This is a genomic window from Streptomyces sp. Ru72, from assembly GCF_002920635.1.
GTDB lineage: Bacteria > Actinomycetota > Actinomycetes > Streptomycetales > Streptomycetaceae > Streptomyces.
Window position 1 is genome coordinate 28,950 of record NZ_PQSR01000007.1, and the last position, 15,607, is coordinate 44,556.

Annotated in this window: 13 protein-coding genes; 2 read left to right on the forward strand and 11 right to left on the reverse strand. The window is 70.4% G+C overall.

Annotated elements, in window-relative coordinates; genetic code table 11:
* The first annotated feature begins 124 nt into the window (after positions 1-124).
* Entirely contained in the window at positions 125-1,867 is a 1,743-nt protein-coding gene (lysS, locus tag C3488_RS05235) for a lysine--tRNA ligase (protein ID WP_103838110.1), read from the forward strand.
* Between the two features lie 117 nt (positions 1,868-1,984).
* Here lysS and C3488_RS05240 read toward each other — a convergent pair whose 3' ends face one another.
* The 3 genes from C3488_RS05240 to C3488_RS05250 all read right to left on the reverse strand — a co-directional run bounded on the left by C3488_RS05240 (position 1,985) and on the right by C3488_RS05250 (position 5,421).
* Positions 1,985-3,280 (reverse strand): DUF2637 domain-containing protein, encoded by a 1,296-nt coding sequence (locus C3488_RS05240; RefSeq protein ID WP_103838111.1) that lies wholly within the window; start codon positions 3,278-3,280, stop codon positions 1,985-1,987.
* 181 nt (positions 3,281-3,461) lie between these two features.
* Complete coding sequence (locus C3488_RS05245) at positions 3,462-4,430, reverse strand: DUF3558 family protein (RefSeq protein WP_181138888.1); 969 nt, start codon at positions 4,428-4,430, stop codon at positions 3,462-3,464.
* Positions 4,431-4,548: 118 nt separating this feature from the next.
* On the reverse strand, positions 4,549-5,421 hold the full coding sequence (locus C3488_RS05250) for a hypothetical protein (protein WP_103838112.1): 873 nt from the start codon (positions 5,419-5,421) through the stop codon (positions 4,549-4,551).
* A 193-nt stretch (positions 5,422-5,614) separates the two neighbouring features.
* On the opposite strand from C3488_RS05250, the gene C3488_RS05255 reads away from it, so the two are divergent.
* The gene (locus tag C3488_RS05255; RefSeq protein WP_103838113.1) at positions 5,615-6,808 is read left to right on the forward strand and encodes an RtcB family protein; all 1,194 of its coding nucleotides are present in this window, start codon (positions 5,615-5,617) and stop codon (positions 6,806-6,808) included.
* 236 nt (positions 6,809-7,044) lie between these two features.
* Here C3488_RS05255 and C3488_RS05260 read toward each other — a convergent pair whose 3' ends face one another.
* From C3488_RS05260 to C3488_RS05295, 8 genes are all read right to left on the reverse strand, one after another.
* The gene (locus C3488_RS05260; RefSeq protein WP_103838114.1) at positions 7,045-7,638 is read right to left on the reverse strand and encodes a biotin transporter BioY; all 594 of its coding nucleotides are present in this window, start codon (positions 7,636-7,638) and stop codon (positions 7,045-7,047) included.
* 35 nt (positions 7,639-7,673) lie between these two features.
* Entirely contained in the window at positions 7,674-7,889 is a 216-nt protein-coding gene (locus C3488_RS05265; RefSeq protein ID WP_103838115.1) for a biotin/lipoyl-binding carrier protein, read from the reverse strand.
* 12 nt (positions 7,890-7,901) lie between these two features.
* Positions 7,902-9,275 (reverse strand): acetyl/propionyl/methylcrotonyl-CoA carboxylase subunit alpha, encoded by a 1,374-nt coding sequence (locus C3488_RS05270; RefSeq protein ID WP_219822297.1) that lies wholly within the window; start codon positions 9,273-9,275, stop codon positions 7,902-7,904.
* Positions 9,272-10,039, reverse strand: a complete 768-nt coding sequence (locus C3488_RS05275; protein ID WP_103838116.1) for a LamB/YcsF family protein — start codon at positions 10,037-10,039, stop codon at positions 9,272-9,274. The genes C3488_RS05270 and C3488_RS05275 overlap by 4 nt, the downstream gene beginning before the upstream one ends.
* Positions 10,039-11,025: a 5-oxoprolinase/urea amidolyase family protein gene (locus C3488_RS05280; protein ID WP_103838117.1), complete on the reverse strand. Its 987-nt coding sequence runs from the start codon at positions 11,023-11,025 to the stop codon at positions 10,039-10,041. Before C3488_RS05280 ends, C3488_RS05275 begins: the two co-directional genes overlap by 1 nt.
* Positions 11,026-11,988 (reverse strand): carboxyltransferase domain-containing protein, encoded by a 963-nt coding sequence (locus tag C3488_RS05285; RefSeq protein ID WP_103838118.1) that lies wholly within the window; start codon positions 11,986-11,988, stop codon positions 11,026-11,028.
* 24 nt (positions 11,989-12,012) lie between these two features.
* The gene (locus tag C3488_RS05290; RefSeq protein ID WP_103838119.1) at positions 12,013-13,533 is read right to left on the reverse strand and encodes a cytosine permease; all 1,521 of its coding nucleotides are present in this window, start codon (positions 13,531-13,533) and stop codon (positions 12,013-12,015) included.
* A 365-nt stretch (positions 13,534-13,898) separates the two neighbouring features.
* A complete protein-coding gene (locus tag C3488_RS05295) occupies positions 13,899-15,401 on the reverse strand; it encodes a PucR family transcriptional regulator (protein WP_103838120.1) in 1,503 nt (500 codons plus the stop codon).
* Positions 15,402-15,607: the final 206 nt, after the last annotated feature.

Sequence of the window (15,607 nt, forward strand, 5' to 3'; positions counted from 1 at the left end):
GCCCGTCCACCCGTCCAACGCTTTGAAAAGGCGTTTTCGTGGATGTGGCGCAGCCTGGGACAATGGAGCGGTCAGCCGTGCGACCGTACCGGCTGCTCATGGAGAACTTTCAGAAAAAGAGGACGTGCCGATCGTGGCTCAGAGCACCGAGACCATCGACTGGGTCTCCCGTTTCGCGGATGAGGTCATCGAGGAGTCGGAGCGTCGGGCCCCGGGCAAACCGGTCGTCGTCGCGTCCGGGCTGTCTCCGTCCGGCCCGATCCACCTGGGGAACCTGCGCGAGGTCATGACCCCGCACCTGGTCGCCGACGAGATCCGCCGGCGCGGGTACGAGGTGCGGCACCTGATCTCCTGGGACGACTACGACCGGTACCGGAAGGTGCCGGCCGGTGTCGCGGGCGTGGACGAGTCGTGGGCCGAGCACATCGGCAAGCCGCTCACCTCCGTCCCGGCCCCGAAGGGGTCGCCGTACCCGAACTGGGCCGAGCACTTCAAGGCCGCCATGATCGCCTCGCTCGCCGAGCTGGGCGTGGAGTTCGACGGCATCAGCCAGACCGCGCAGTACACCTCCGGCGTGTACCGGGACCAGATCCTGCACGCGATGAAGCACCGGGGCGAGATCGACGCGATCCTCGCCCAGTACCGCACCAAGCCGAAGCCCGCGAAGAAGCAGCAGCAGAAGCCCGTCGACGAGGCCGAGCTGGAGGCCGAGGAGGGCTCGGGCGCCGCGTCCGAGGACGACGGCAGCTCCGGCGCCGCCGGCTACTTCCCGTACAAGCCGTACTGCGGCGGTTGCGGCAAGGACTTCACCACGGTCACCGCGTACGACGACGACTCGACCGAGCTGACGTACACCTGCACCGCGTGCGGCTTCTCCGAGACGGTCAGGCTGAGCGAGTTCAACCGCGGCAAGCTGGTCTGGAAGGTCGACTGGCCGATGCGCTGGGCCTACGAGGGCGTGATCTTCGAGCCGAGCGGTGTCGACCACTCGTCGCCGGGATCGTCGTACCAGGTCGGCGGGCAGATCGTCGGGATCTTCGGCGGCAAGCAGCCCATCGGGCCCATGTACGCCTTCGTCGGCATCTCCGGCATGGCGAAGATGTCGTCGTCCCGCGGTGGCGTCCCCACCCCGGCCGACGCCCTCCAGATCATGGAGCCCCAGCTGCTGCGCTGGCTCTACGCCCGCCGCAGGCCCAACCAGTCCTTCAAGATCGCCTTCGACCAGGAGATCCAGCGCCTCTACGACGAGTGGGACAAGCTGGCGGGCAAGGTCGCCGACGGCTCCGCCCTCCCCGGCGACGTCGCCGCGTACACCCGCGCGGTCGGCACCGCCGCCGGTGAGCTGCCGAAGACGCCCCGCCCGCTGCCCTACCGCACCCTCGCGTCCGTCGCCGACATCACCGCCGGCCACCAGGACCAGGCGCTGCGCATCCTGTCCGACCTCGACCCGGCCAACCCGCTGAGCTCGCTCGACGAGGCCCGCCCGCGGTACGACAAGGCCGAGGCGTGGATCAACACCCACGTCCCCGCCGACCAGCGCACCATCGTCCGCGACGAGCCCGACGTCGAACTGCTCAAGTCCCTCGACGAGCCCTCCCAGCAGTCGATCCGGCTGCTGCTCGACGGCCTGGAGGAGCACTGGTCGCTGGACGGACTCACCCACCTCGTGTACGGCGTGCCCAAGGTCCAGGCCGGATTCTCCGCGGACGCCACTCCCAAGGAGCTTCCGCCGGAGATCAAGACGGCCCAGCGGTCGTTCTTCGCGCTCCTGTACCACCTGCTCGTCGGCCGCGACACCGGCCCGCGCCTGCCCACGCTGCTGCTCGCGGTGGGCCAGGACCGGGTGCGGTCCCTGCTCGGGGAGTAGGACCTGGCAGAAGGCGCCCGGTGCTCTCGGCACCGGGCGCCCTTTCATGCGGGGACGGATCCAGGGGGTGTTGCGAAAGTGGCGCCTGCCGCGCGACGCCCGGCACGCACTCTCGCCCTAGGCGATGTGGTCTTCCTCCAGTTCCGCGTTGTAGCGGTTCGTGAAGCGGTTGACCATGCGCTTGGCCTCTTCCGGGGCGAGGCCGATGCTGAACTCCGCCTCGACGTTCTCACTGAACTCGCGGGGCGTCGGGTAGCTGCCGTTGATCGACTGCTTGAAGACCTGGTAGTACGCCTCCTCGTCCGGCTGGGGCGTGCCGCCGCCCTCCCCGAGCTCGCGGGTGCGGTTCGGGCCCACGGGGATCGGGAAGCTGCCGGTGTCCTCGGGGGAGGGCTGCGGGGGTCCCTGCGGGCCGGACTGTTGCGAGCCCTGCGGGACGGGCACCTGGAACCTCTGCGGGACGGTCTGCTCGAACTGCTCCACGTGCTGGTCCTCGTACCAGTCGTCGTACGGGGGCTCCGGCTCGTACGACGGGTCGTAACCGCCGTGGTAGTCGACCTGCCGCTGGGCCTGGAACCAGGGGCTCTGGTCGTCCGGCTCCTCGTATCCGGGCTGCCCGGTGTACCGGTCGCCCTCGAGCTGGGGGCGCTGCCCGCCGAGAGCGGCCGCCTGCTGCGGGACGGGCGCCGCCCCGGCGGCACCGCTGCCCGACGCTGCGTTCAACTGCGGCGCCGGGGGTATCAGCGCCGGTTCTATGCCCGCCGCCGCCAGGCCCGCCGGGGCCGTCTCCGCCAGCGGGACGCCGTACCGCGCCAGCCTCAGCGGCATCAGCGACTCCACCGGGGCCTTACGACGCCACGCCCGGCCGAAGCGGGAACGCAGGCGCGCCTGGTAGACGAGACGTTCCTGCTCCAGCTTGATCACCTGGTCGTACGAACGCAGCTCCCACAGCTTCATCCGCCGCCACAGCAGAAATGTCGGAACCGGCGAGAGCAGCCAGCGGGTCAGACGGACGCCCTCCATGTGCTTGTCCGCCGTGATGTCCGCGATCCGGCCGATCGCATGCCGGGCCGCCTCCACCGCGACCACGAACAGCACCGGGATCACCGCGTGCATGCCCACACCCAGCGGGTCCGGCCACGCCGCCGCGCCGTTGAACGCGATCGTCGCCGCCGTCAGCAGCCACGCCGTCTGACGCAGCAGCGGGAAGGGGATGCGGATCCAGGTCAGCAGCAGGTCCAGGGCCAGCAGCACACAGATGCCCGCGTCGATACCGACCGGGAAGACATAACTGAAGTTGCCGAAGCCCTTCTTGATGGCCAGCGCACGGACGGCCGCGTACGAACCCGCGAAGCCGATCCCGGCGATGATCACAGCACCGGTGACGACCACGCCGATGAGAACCCGGTGCATCCGTGTCAACTGCAGTGGCGCGGCCACCTGTACTCCCCTCCCAGTGCCTGTTGTTGCGCGCAACAGGGTGGCACACGCGTGCGGTGAACGGGTGGCCGGTATGGGGAGAGTCCCCCATCCGCAACGGACCGGACTCCCGTAACAGCCCTGCGCATGTCACGAGTTACGCGCGGCGGTCGGCTCAGCTCTTCTGCGAGGCCGACGCCGACGCAGACCCGCCCTTCGCCGGGCTCGCCGACGCGGAGGACGACGCCGACGCCGACTTCGACGGCGAGGCGCTCTTCGACGCCCCCTGCGACGGAGACCCGCCCGCCGCACCGTCGTTGTTCGCCGCCGACACCGCGGACACCGCCTCCTTGGCGGCCTTCTCCGCCGCCTTGGTCAGGTCGTCCACGTCCGGCGTCTTGTCGCCGGCCAGGCCCGCGCCGTTGTAGTCGACGGTGACCACGACGTTCTCCACGCGCGCAACCACCGTCTGCTGCTTGAAGTCGCCTTCCTTCTTCTTCAGGTCGTACGTCACCGCCGTCGCCGCGTCGCCCGCCCCGGAAACCGGCACCGCCTTGGTGTTCTTCGCGCCGTCGACCGCCTTGGCGTCCTGCACCTGCTGGTCGTAGTACTGCTGCGCCTGCTTGTTCCCGTCGCCGCGCGTGGCGTCCGACTCGAAGCGCAGCAGGGAGACGTTGAGCCAGCGGAACTGGGAGCCCTTGACGCCGTTGTTCTGCAGACTGTTCCACGAGCAGCTCGACCGCGTCTTCGCGTCGTCCGTCGAGCCCGCCTTGCCGGACTTCACACCCTTCGGGACCAGATCGCCCAGGGTCTTCTGGGACAGCACGGAGCAGGGCTGGGGCAGCGTCGCGTACGCGGCGGGCCGCACCGCGTTCGCCGACGCGCTCTGCGAGGGCCGTGCGCTCGACTCCTGCGCCTGCGCCTTGGCATCGCCGCCCGAGCCCGAACCGGAGGAGCCCGACGAACACCCGGCGGCGACGAGCACCGCCGGGACGGCGGCCGCGCAGACAAGGAAACGGCTCACGCGCGAACCCCGCCGGCCCGGCCGGCGCTCGCCCCGCTCGCCCTGATCACTGTGATCGTGCTGGTCTCGCTGGTCTCGCTGGTCTCGCTGCGCAGGTCGGTGCATGGTTCCTTCACTCATGACGCTTGTGACGCTCGTGGTCCTTCGGTCGGAACGGGTCCGAGGGGCCACGGTACGCGGTGGGGACGCATGCGGGGTGAGGTCCGGTTCCCTCGCGGGGCCGCGGCAAGGGGGTCCCTCAGCCGAGCGAGCCGGCCAGCTGTCCGGCCAGTTTCCTGGCCTTGTCCTGCATGTCCTTGCTGCTCGGGGTGGTCCCGGGGGCGGCCGGCTGCTCGTCGTACTCGATGGTCACGATCACGTTGGACGTGCGGAACACCACAGTCACGGTCCGCTGCTGGGCGGTGCTCAGCTCATCGTCGATGAACGCCTCGTCGCCGAGGTCGTCGAGGGTGCGGGGCTGGAGATCGGCCGGGGTTCCGGTGACGGAGGGGCTGCCGGAGGGAGAGCCGGACGCCGATGCCGAGGGGTTGGGACTGCCACTGGCCCCGGCGGCTGAAGGGGAAGCGGAGGCTGAGCCGGCTGAGGACGGAGAGGCGGAGCCGGAACTGGAACCGGGAGCCGGGCTCACAGGGGAACCAGAACTCGAACCGGAACCGGCACTGGGCTCCGGAAGGTTCGCGGCCAGCTCCTTGGTGGCGTAGACCTGGTGGGCGGCGTTGTCGTCCGAGACCGAGTTGTCGTACGACACCACCCGCTCGAAGTCCACGAACAGATGGTCCGTGGCGTCGGGCGACTCCGCCTTCCAACGGCAGCCCGAGCGGCGGTCGTTGTTGTAGGTGAGGGCGGCCTCGCCCTGGTACGCCCTGTCGCGCTGCTCCTCGTCCGCTATGCGCGTCAGGCCCGGCAGAAGCGCGTCGAGGGTGTCATGGCTCACGGCACTGCAGGCGTCGGCGAGAGTGCGGTACTTGCCCGGCTGCGGGGCGGCGGCGCTCGTGCTGGAACCGGCCTTGGGGTCCGCGGCCCGGCCACCGCTTCCGGAACCGCCGGTGCAGGCGGCCAGCAGGGCCGCGAGGAGCACGGCGGCGCCCGGTACGTACGCCTTCCGCTGCACGGTGAGGCTCCTCTCGACGGTGTTCCGCGGGGTGGGGCCGCTGGTTATTCGGTTGCCGCACGGGGCGGACCCCTGGAGACAATGTGTATCGCACGCACTGCCGTGGACGCCGGTCCGTTGTCCCATACGTCGACCTTGGCGCCGGTTTTGCGCTTACAGACTTCTGTTGTGATTCCGGGGGATCGAGGACGATATGTCGTATGTAGAGGTGCCGGGGGCCAAGGTTCCGATCCGCATGTGGGCGGACCCGTCGACGGTCGAGGACGCCGCGATGCAGCAGCTGCGGAACGTGTCGACCCTGCCGTGGATCAAGGGCCTGGCGGTCATGCCGGACGTCCACTACGGCAAGGGCGCGACGGTCGGCTCGGTGATCGCGATGCGGGACGCAGTGTGTCCGGCGGCGGTCGGGGTCGACATCGGGTGCGGGATGTCGGCCGTGAAGACGTCACTGACGGCGAACGACCTGCCGGGGGATCTGTCACGCCTGCGCTCGAAGATCGAGCAGGCGATTCCGGTGGGGCGGGGGATGCACGCCGACCCCGTCGACCCCGGGCGGCTGCACGGGTTCGCCACCTCGGGGTGGGAGGAGTTCTGGGGGCGGTTCGGCGGGGTCGCCGAGGCGGTGAGGTTCCGCGAGGAGCGGGCTGCGAAACAAATGGGCACACTCGGCTCCGGCAATCACTTCTGCGAAGTGTGCGTGGACATATCCGGTTCGGTGTGGCTCATGCTCCACTCCGGTTCCCGCAACATCGGCAAGGAACTGGCCGAGCACCACATCGGTGTCGCCCAGAAGCTCCCGCACAACCAGGGCCTGATCGACCGTGACCTCGCCGTCTTCGTCGCGGACACCCCGCAGATGGCGGCGTACCGCAACGACCTGTACTGGGCGCAGGAGTACGCCAAGTACAACCGCGCGCTGATGATGGCCCTCCTGAAGGACGTGATGCGCAGGGAGTTCAAGAAGGCGAAGCCGACTTTCGAGCCGGAGATCTCCTGCCACCACAACTACGTGGCGGAGGAGCGGTACGAGGGCATGGACCTGCTCGTGACCCGTAAGGGGGCCATCCGTGCGGGATCCGGCGAGTACGGGATCATCCCCGGTTCGATGGGCACGGGTTCGTACATCGTGAGGGGCCTTGGAAACGAGAAGTCCTTCAACTCCGCGTCGCACGGCGCCGGCCGGCGCATGAGCCGCAACGCCGCGAAGCGCCGGTTCACGGCGAAGGACCTGGAGGACCAGACGCGGGGCGTGGAGTGCCGCAAGGACTCCGGTGTCGTGGACGAGATCCCGGGCGCGTACAAGCCCATCGAGAAGGTCATCGAGCAGCAGACCGACCTGGTGGAGGTCGTGGCGAAGCTGAAGCAGGTCGTCTGTGTGAAGGGCTGACCTACGAGGCCCCCGGGCGGAAGCCGGGGGCCTCGCTCGGCCGCTCATCGACCGGTTGGCATGGAAGTGCTCTGGGGGTACCCCTGTTCGGAGAGCCTGGGGGAGTGCCGGCCGGAAGTCCTCGTACTGGACGTACTTGGGCTTTCGGCCGGTGCGGCGAGTGGGGGTACCCCCTGCTCGAAGAGTTCGGGGGAGCGTTTCGTCTCGGAACCAAGATGGGGCCGAGCGCGCGGCCGTCAGCGCCGAAGGCTCTCGACACCCCGCCAGGCCAGGGGCAGCACAGCCGCCGCTGCGGCGATCTTCAACGCGTCCGTGACGAGGAACGGGGTGACGCCTTCGGCGATGGTCGTCTGGAGGCCGAGGTGGAGGTCCATGGCCAGCCAGGTGGCGCCGACCAGGTAGATGACCGTGTTCCCGAGGGCCATGAGGCCGATGGTGCCGACGACGGTGCGGTCGTTGCCTCGGCGGGCGAGTTCGCCGACCAGCGCGGCGGCCAGGACGAAGCCCAGGACATAGCCGAAGGCCGGACCGCCCAGGCCGCTGGAGTGGCTCGCGAACCAGGGGACTCCGGCGGCTCCGGCCGCGAGGTAGAGCAGCATGGAAGCGGCTCCGCGGGCGGTGCCCAGGGCGGCGCCGGTCAGGAGGACGGCGAGGGTCTGGAGCGTGAACGGAATGGGGCTGAGCGGGGTGTGCAGGGAGACCTGGGCGGCGAGGCCTGTGAGTCCCGCGCCGCCGACGACGAGGAGCGTGTCGCGTAGAAGCGCCGTGCCGGGGACGCGGTCGGCCAGGACACCGGGACGAGCGGCGGGCCGGAGGGTGGCTGTGGTCATGGTGGTTGGGGCTCCGTTCGAGTGGGACGTGATACTCAGGAGATCTCGGCGATCAGAGCGCCCTCTTCGAGGACGTCGCCCTCGCTGATGGCGAGCTTGGAGACGGTTCCGGCCGTGTCCGCCTCGACAGGAATCTCCATCTTCATGGATTCGAGGATGGCGAGGGTATCTCCTGCGGACACCGCGTCACCCTCGCTGACCAGGACTTTCCATACGTTCGCGGCGAGGTCCGCGGTGATCTGCTGGGCCATGGGGAAGTACTCCTAACGCATCTGGGCGACGATGCCGGTCGTGTAGTCGCCGTCGGTGAACACGGGGTTGTCGAGGAGTTCGGTGAAGAACGGCAGGTTGTTCTTGGGGCCGCTGATGGTGAAGGCCGTCAGCGCGGCACGGGCGCGGGCGAGGGCCGCCTCGCGGGTGTCGGCGTGCACGATCAGCTTGGCCATGAGTGAGTCGTACGCCGGAGTGACCCTGTCGCCCTCCGCGTACCCGGAGTCGACGCGCACGTCCTCCCCGGTGGGCTCGGCCCATGTGCTGATCGCGCCCGGACCGGGCAGGAAGCGGACGGGGTCTTCGGCGTTGACGCGGAACTCCACGGCATGACCGCGTGGCCGGACCGCGGTGAGGTCCGCCGACGGCGGCAGGCCGGAAGCGACGCGCAACTGCTGTTCGACCAGGTCGATGCCGTACACGGCCTCGGTGACGGGGTGCTCGACCTGGAGGCGGGTGTTCATCTCCAGGAAGACGAAGTCCTGGGCGCCCTTCTCGCCGTGCACGAGGCATTCGACGGTGCCCGCGTTCCGGTACCCGACGGCCTTGCCCGCCTCGACGGCGGCGGCGAGCATGCGCTGGCGCAGTTCGGGGTCGAGGGCCGGGGAAGGGCTCTCCTCCACCAGCTTCTGGTTGCGGCGCTGCACCGAGCAGTTGCGTTCACCGAGCGCCACCACCGTGCCGTCGGCGAGACCGAGGATCTGCACCTCGATGTGGCGGGCGTCGGGGTAGTAGCGCTCCAGCAGGATGCCGGGGTCGCCGAACATGCGCGCGGCGAAGCCGGAGACGGCCGCGTACTGCTTGCGCAGTTCCGCCTCGTCGTGCGCGATCCCCATGCCCATGCCGCCGCCGCCCGCCGACGCCTTGACCATCAGCGGGTAGCCGACGGCGTGCGCGGCCTCGACGGCGGCGGCCTCGTCGGTGACCGGGTCGGTGGTGCCGGGGGCCACCGGCATGCCGGTGGCGGCGACCGCGTTGCGGGCGTTGATCTTGTCGCCCATCAGGTCGATGACGTCCGGGTCGGGTCCGACCCAGACCAGTCCGGCGTCCTTCACCCTGCGGGCGAAGTCGGCGTTCTCGGAGAGGAAACCGTAGCCGGGGTGGATGGCCGCGGCGCCGGTCCTGGCGGCGGCTTCCAGGACACGATCGGCGTTGCGGTAGGACTCGGCGGGCGCCGCCGGTCCGATCTCCACCGCCTCGTCGGCTTCTGCCACGAAGGGCAGCCCTGCGTCGATGTCGCTGTGCACGGCGATGGTGCGGATGCCGAGCCGCCGGGCGGTGCGGATGATGCGGCGGGCGATCTCGCCGCGGTTCGCGACGAGCAGGGAGTCGATCAGCGCGGGTCCAGTCAGCGGGGACTCAGTCACGAGGCCACCTCCAGGTGGGCCAGCGGAACCGTCTGGATGCCGTGCTCGGTGAGGGCCCGGTGCACCGCAGCTGCCGTCTCGACCGCGTTGGGGGCATCACCGTGCAGGCACAACGACACGGCGTCCACGTCGAGTTGGGTGCCGTCCTTGGCCTCGATCTTCTTCTCCAGGACCATCCGTACGGCCCGCCGCGCGACCAGCTCAGGGTCCCAGGCGAGCTTGACCGGCTCGATGACGAGGCGGCCGGAGCCGTCGTAGTGCAGGTCGGGGAAGGCCTCGGGGACGAGGGTGACGCCCTCGGCCGCTACTGCGTCCGCGGTGCTGCGGTTCAGGAGCATCAGAGGCAGCGAGGGGTCGGTCTTGGCCACGGCCCGCGCGACGGCGGCGGCGAGCGCGGGGTCCTCGGAGGCCATCACGTACAGGGCGCCGTGCGGCTTGACATGGGCCATGCGCCCGCCGGCCGAGCGTACGAAGGCGTCGAGAGCGCCGAGCTGGTAGAGGCAGTAGTCCTCCAGGTCCTCCGGCGGCACGGTCATGCGGCGGCGCCCGAAGCCCATCAGGTCGGGGAAGGCGAGGTGTGCGCCGATGGCGAGGCCGTGTTCGACGGCGGCGGCGACGGTACGGCGGATGGTGGGCGGGTCGCCGGCGTGGTAGCCGGTGGCGACGTTGACCGAGGTGAGGTACGGCATCATGCCGAGGTCGTCGCCGAGTCTCCAGCGGCCGAAGCTCTCGCCCATGTCGCAGTTGAGGTCGATCCGGGGCATCAAAGTTCCTCGTAGTGGTGCGGGTTGGTGGTGTAGTCGGCGCGGGCGGCGAGCGAGAGCGCCTCGTCGAGGGAGACTTCGCGGAAGCGGATGGTGTCGCGGCCGGGCCGCAGCTGGCCGGTCTTCCACAGGCCGGCGTGGACGACGGTGCCGATGACGGTGAAGCCGCCGGCCGTCGGACCGTCCGGGCCGAGGATGACGGGGACGTCGCCGTTGGTGTTGATGCCGCCGACCGGGTAGCTGCCGTCCAGGATGTTGGAGGGATGGCCGCCGGCGACGCCGCCGGAGGGGCGGGCCCACTGGAAGCGGTGGGCCTGCAGGCGGGTGCCGACGCGGTTGGCGTTGAGGTCGACCTTCCACTCGCGGCCGATCAGGTCCCTCCAGTCCTGCTCGGTGAGGAAGTCCGGGTCGGCGTGCGGGCCGCGCATCACCTCGATCTCCCAGTCGTTGGCCAGCGCCGGGCGCAGCGAGGCGGGCAGCCGCAGCCGGGCGGGCGGTGGCACCGGCGGTGCGTGCAGGACGTCGCCCTTGGTCAGGGCGCGGCCCTCCACGCCGCCGATGCCGCCCATGGTGTAGGTGGCCCGCGATCCCAGCACGGAGGGCACCTCGATGCCGCCCGCGACGGCGAGGTAGAGCCGGAAACCGGGTCCCTTGACGATCGCGCACTTGATCTCGTCACCGGGCACGACCCGGACGGTCTCCCACAGCGGCATCGGTTCGCCGTTGAGGGTGAGGCCCGAGCCCTCGGCGCCGGTGACGGCCACCGAGGTCTCGGCGAGCACCTTCAGGGTCAGCCGTCCCATGGGGATCTCCAGGGCGGCGGTCCCGGGGGCGTTGCCGACGAGGGAGTTGGCGACGCGGAAGGAGAGGTGGTCCATCGGCCCCGCCGGGAAGAAGCCCTTGGACTGCAGTCCCAGGCGGCCCGGGTAGTCCTGCACCAGGGTCTGCAGTCCGGGCGCGACCACGTCGAACACGGGCAGGCTCATTTACGGCACCTCCGTCCCGGCGGCGGCCGCCTCGCGGGCGGTGCGCAGCGCGTCGGCCTCGTCGCGCACCTCGGCGGCGCGCTGAAGGTAGTCGGCGACCGAGAACGGGTCGTCCTCGATCATGTACTCGTAGCGGTTCTCCAGCACGTCCCGGCGGGCGGAGAGCAGCTGGTCCTCACCGACCCGCAGGAACCGCACGCGGTCGCCGGGGTGGATCAGGAGCGGGTCGTCGCGGAAGACGTCGTGGCGGGCGAGGATGTCGTACACCGGTACGGTGCGGCCGAACAGCTGGTAGCCGCCGGGCGACTCGACCGGGTAGATGGCCACGCACGGCCCGCCAAGGCCGACCGCGCCCTCGGCGGTCCAGGTGCGGGTGGGGTTGTACTTCGGCACGGTGATGGCGTTGCGCGGGTCGAGCGGGAACATGAACGGCAGGCCGGGGAAGAAGCCGGTGTAGGCGTTCCACCACTCGGTGCCGGTCACCGTCGCGTACAGGTCCTCGGGGTCGTCGAGGCCGTTGTACTCCAGGATGTAGCCGATGTTGGAGTTGTCGCGGACGTTGGGGGCGTCCTGGCGGATGGTGGTGGCGTAGCGCCGTACGGCCTCTCGGCTCTCGGAGTCGTCGAAGGCGATCGGCAGGGTGATGAGCCTGCTGGGGATCGTCAGCGCACGCACGGACTGCTGGGCGTCGTGCACCTCTTCGAGCGCGGCCACGAGGTCCTTGCGGTCGAGGGCGGCGGGCTCGTAGTGCAGCAGCAGGGAGCGGAAGCCGGGGGCGGCCTCCACCAGGCCGGGAACCGGGTGCTCGGCGAGCCGGGCGGAGACGGCGGTGACGAAGAAGTTCAGTTCCAGGTCGAGTGCCATCTCGCCGTACTCGACGAGCACGTACCGGTCGCCGGCGGCACGGTAGGTGATGGCCGGCCGTTCCCCGTCGGCGGGGCGGCTGTGGATGATCGCGGGCATGGTGGTCTTCTCGGTCCTCTTCTCTCAGCGGCCGTCCGCCGCACATGCGGAGCAGACGACCTTGTCCTGTGCGGTCCGGTCCATCTCGACGGCGACGTACGACCGGTCGCAGGCGTGGCAGCGGACGCGGGCCTCCCAGATGTCCTCGACCTCGTCACGCGGGTCGTTCCCGGTACGGCGGACGGCGCCGGGCGCGAACTTCAGGGCGAGCCGGTACAGTCCTGCGGCCAGGGCGACGGTGATCACCGGCGCCAGCTGGGCGAGGACGGCGCTCCCCTTCTGCTCGGTCAGGGCGATCCCGGCGGCGGAGGCCGCCACCCACGCCCCGGCCCCGGCGGTGACGGGCACCAGCCGCAGCGGCCGGAACTCTGGCAGCCCGTCGCGGTCGGCGCCCCGTACGGCGATGTGGACCAGGGCGATGGCCACCCAGGCGGTGACGAAGACGCCCTGCCAGGCCAGCGCGCGCAGCAGGTAGCTGAGCACGTCGGTCAGCATCAGCAGGTAGGCGATGGCACCGGCGACCGCGACCCAGGCGGCGCGCGGCAGCTTCAGACGCAGGACCCGGGCGGCGAAGGCCTCCAGGTTGGTGGAGGCCAGGTAGTAGTTGGCGGTGTTGATACGGGTCTGGGACACGACGATCACCAGCACCCCGGCGAACCCGAGGGTGTCGATGAACGCGTCCACCACACCGGTCTCGGAGCCGGCGATGTTCCAGGCGCGCAGCAGGTAGATGCCGATCAGCCCGTTGACGGCGAAGGTGAAGAAGTAGAACACCCAGCCGAAGGTGACCGTGCCGTGGAACTTCTGGTCCTCGGGCTTCCCGAAGCGGGCGAAGTCGATCGTGTACATCATCATGATCCACACGCCCATGTAGATCAGGTACGACGTCACCCAGCCCGGCAGGGTCCCGGCGGCGGCGGCCGAGTGCAGCCAGTCGTGCGGGTAGCCCCGCTTGACGGTGGCGGTGACGACGACGGCGACCAGCCCGACGACATACAGCGGCAGCAGCACCCCGTTGAGCTTGTCCAGCCAGGTCCGCACTCCGCCGATCACCAGCGGCAGCGCGTAGAGCACGACCACGAGATACCAGATCTTGATGTCGCCGCCGAAGTACTTCTGGAAGGCGACCGCGACGATCGACCCTTCGAAGACGCCGTAGTAGAGGGCGGTGGCCGCGAAGATCAGCGGGGCCAGCGCCGAGCCGAGCATGCCGAACAGGCGCCGGGAGAGCAGGGCGACGGTCAGTCCGGTGCGGGCGGCGTAGCGGGACAGGACGAGGTTGACCCCGCCGTAGGTGGCGACGGTCAGGGCCATGCCGACCAGGGTCGCCGGTGTGCCGACCGCGTCGGCCGAAGCCACCGCGACGTACAGCCAGAACATGGCCGAGAACAGCGCCCACCAGGCCATGGTCAGCGACCAGCGGCCGGATCGCCAGGAGAGGGGGACGACGTGGGTGGAGTAATCCTCGGTGGCGGCCTCCTTGACGACTCTGGGGTCGTCGGTGAGGGAGACCTCAAGCGCCGGGCGCTCGGAAATCGTGGGCATGAACGTCTCCTGACGGAGAAGGGGACGGAGCGGGGGTGGCTCAAAAATGCGGTGCGGCCCCCTGGTCCACCAATGCGCGATGTGCGCAATCAGGTAGTACGTTTGCGCCATCTGCCGGTCTACCTGAGGCCCGGACGGTGGATGCCGGGGCCGGGATGGCGTCCCGCTTCGTGGTGTAGCCGATCGAGGCGCAGGGATCCACAGGCCGGGGCCGGTGGCTCACGCCGAAGCGGGGTTCGACTCGCCTCAGCAGGGCGCCTCGTGGACTGCCGTCTCTCCAGAAGTCGTCATGGGTCTCGAACCGGAACGCGTGATGCTTGATGCCCTGCACCACGACGCGGGACACGGCCGGGGCCCGGCGGGCGTCAGCGTTCCCGCACCGTGAAGGCGAGCCACAGCTCGGCGCGCAGCCCGGGGTCGGAGAACGACCGGCCCAGCAGCGCCTCGGCCCTGCCCAGGCGGTAGGTGAGCGTGCGGCGGTGGATGCCCAGAGCGTTGGACGCGGCCTCCGTGTTGCCGTTGTGCGCGAGATAGGCCCGCACGGTGCCGAGCAGGTCGATGCGCCGGGCCTCCTCGGCCTGAAGCGGAGCGAGCGTCGCGAACGCCCAGCCGTCGGCTTCCGCCGGGCCCACATAGGACAGCAGACCTGCGTCGGCCACATCCCTGGTCGTCAGCAGGCGTCCGAGGGCGGTGGCCGGGAGGGTGTCGGCGAGCGCCGCGATTTTCGGCCAGACACGGGTCAGGTCGGTCATCTCGACGGGCTCTCCGACGACGCCGTGGCTGCCGCTCACCGCGCTGATCACGTTCTGTACGACGCCGGCATCGCCTTCAACGGCAGGCAGCACCACGACGACGCGTCCGCCGTCGTCCTCTGCCACCAGGGCCGAGACGATCTGCAGACTGTTCTGGTTCTCCAGCGCTTCGAGCAGATCGGCCCGCCGCTCCACCGGGGCGGTAAGGGCCGCGATGCGCACCGGCCCGTCCGGCAGCGGGATGCCCAGGGACTCGGCCGCGTCGGCGGCGGCCTCGCAGCGGCCGGCGAGGATCATGGACAGGACGGTCGCGCGTTCCCGCCGTTCGCTGCCCAGTACCTCGGCAGCCTGTGCGACGCCGAGCGAGAGCAGGTCTACGGCGACCTCGACCACCCCGCGCTCATGCCCGTGCAGCGGGGCGGCCCGGCCCACGGCCAGCACGCCTGCCGTCCGTGCGCGCCCGCCCACCGGCAGCAGGCTGACCCGGTCACCTCCGACATCGAAAACCGCCGAGTGCCAGGACCGGGTACGGGCGACTTCGAGCCGGACCCGCTCGGCGTGCCTGCGGGCCTGCTCCGGAGCCCCGGCCAGCAGGTGCCCCTCCCGCGACAGCAGCAGCACCCACGCATCCAGCTGCCCGGCCAGCCGGGTGATCACGGACCGGTGGGGCGGAGGCGTCAGCGCCGCCCGCACCAGTCCCCGATAACGCTCCATGGCGGCGGTCTGCTCGGCACGCTCCTCGGCCACCAGACCGTCGGCCACCGCGCGCACCACCGCACTGAACCGGGTCGCCTTGGGCACCTCGACCACGGTCAGCCCGCGTCCCGCAGCCTCGGCGATCAGCGGCGGCGGTACCTCGGTGTGCCGCAGGCCCACCCCGAACCCGACGACGGGTACGCCTGCCCGGGCCAGCCGGTCGACGTACTCCGGCCAGCGACGGCTGGTGCGTCCGAGCCCCAGCCCGGTCGTCAGCAGCAGCGTGTCCCGGTCCACATAGGGCGTCGGATCGACCAGCTCACTGACATGTGCCCACTGCACGACCACATCCGTACGTCCGGTACGCAGATGCAGGTGAAGGTCCCGGTGGGCGAGGAGACCCGCCAGAGTAAGGGGCACGCGGCCAGGCTAAGCCAGACCGGTTACCGGCGCTGTGACGCCCTCCCTGTACGGCCTCCGCGCAACGGGTCAGCAGGGCACGCAGCACCTCGGGCGAGCAGCCGAACGAGAGCACGCCGCTCCCGGCCCCCGCTGAACTTCCTTGCGCACAACGGGATGGTCGACGCCTCCGCGGCGGCGCTCGGGATCCACAGGCGCACCCTGTT

Bases quoted from the DNA above. Each gene is read 5' to 3' on its own strand.
- C3488_RS05240 (WP_103838111.1), bottom strand. From the start codon at position 3,280: ATGCACCGGGTTCTCATCGGCGTGGTCGTCACCGGTGCTGTGATCATC.
- C3488_RS05245 (WP_181138888.1), bottom strand. From the start codon at position 4,430: ATGAGTGAAGGAACCATGCACCGACCTGCGCAGCGAGACCAGCGAGAC.
- C3488_RS05255 (WP_103838113.1), top strand. From the start codon at position 5,615: ATGTCGTATGTAGAGGTGCCGGGGGCCAAGGTTCCGATCCGCATGTGG.
- C3488_RS05260 (WP_103838114.1), bottom strand. From the start codon at position 7,638: ATGACCACAGCCACCCTCCGGCCCGCCGCTCGTCCCGGTGTCCTGGCC.
- C3488_RS05265 (WP_103838115.1), bottom strand. From the start codon at position 7,889: ATGGCCCAGCAGATCACCGCGGACCTCGCCGCGAACGTATGGAAAGTC.
- C3488_RS05275 (WP_103838116.1), bottom strand. From the start codon at position 10,039: ATGCCCCGGATCGACCTCAACTGCGACATGGGCGAGAGCTTCGGCCGC.
- C3488_RS05280 (WP_103838117.1), bottom strand. From the start codon at position 11,025: ATGAGCCTGCCCGTGTTCGACGTGGTCGCGCCCGGACTGCAGACCCTG.
- C3488_RS05285 (WP_103838118.1), bottom strand. From the start codon at position 11,988: ATGCCCGCGATCATCCACAGCCGCCCCGCCGACGGGGAACGGCCGGCC.
- C3488_RS05290 (WP_103838119.1), bottom strand. From the start codon at position 13,533: ATGCCCACGATTTCCGAGCGCCCGGCGCTTGAGGTCTCCCTCACCGAC.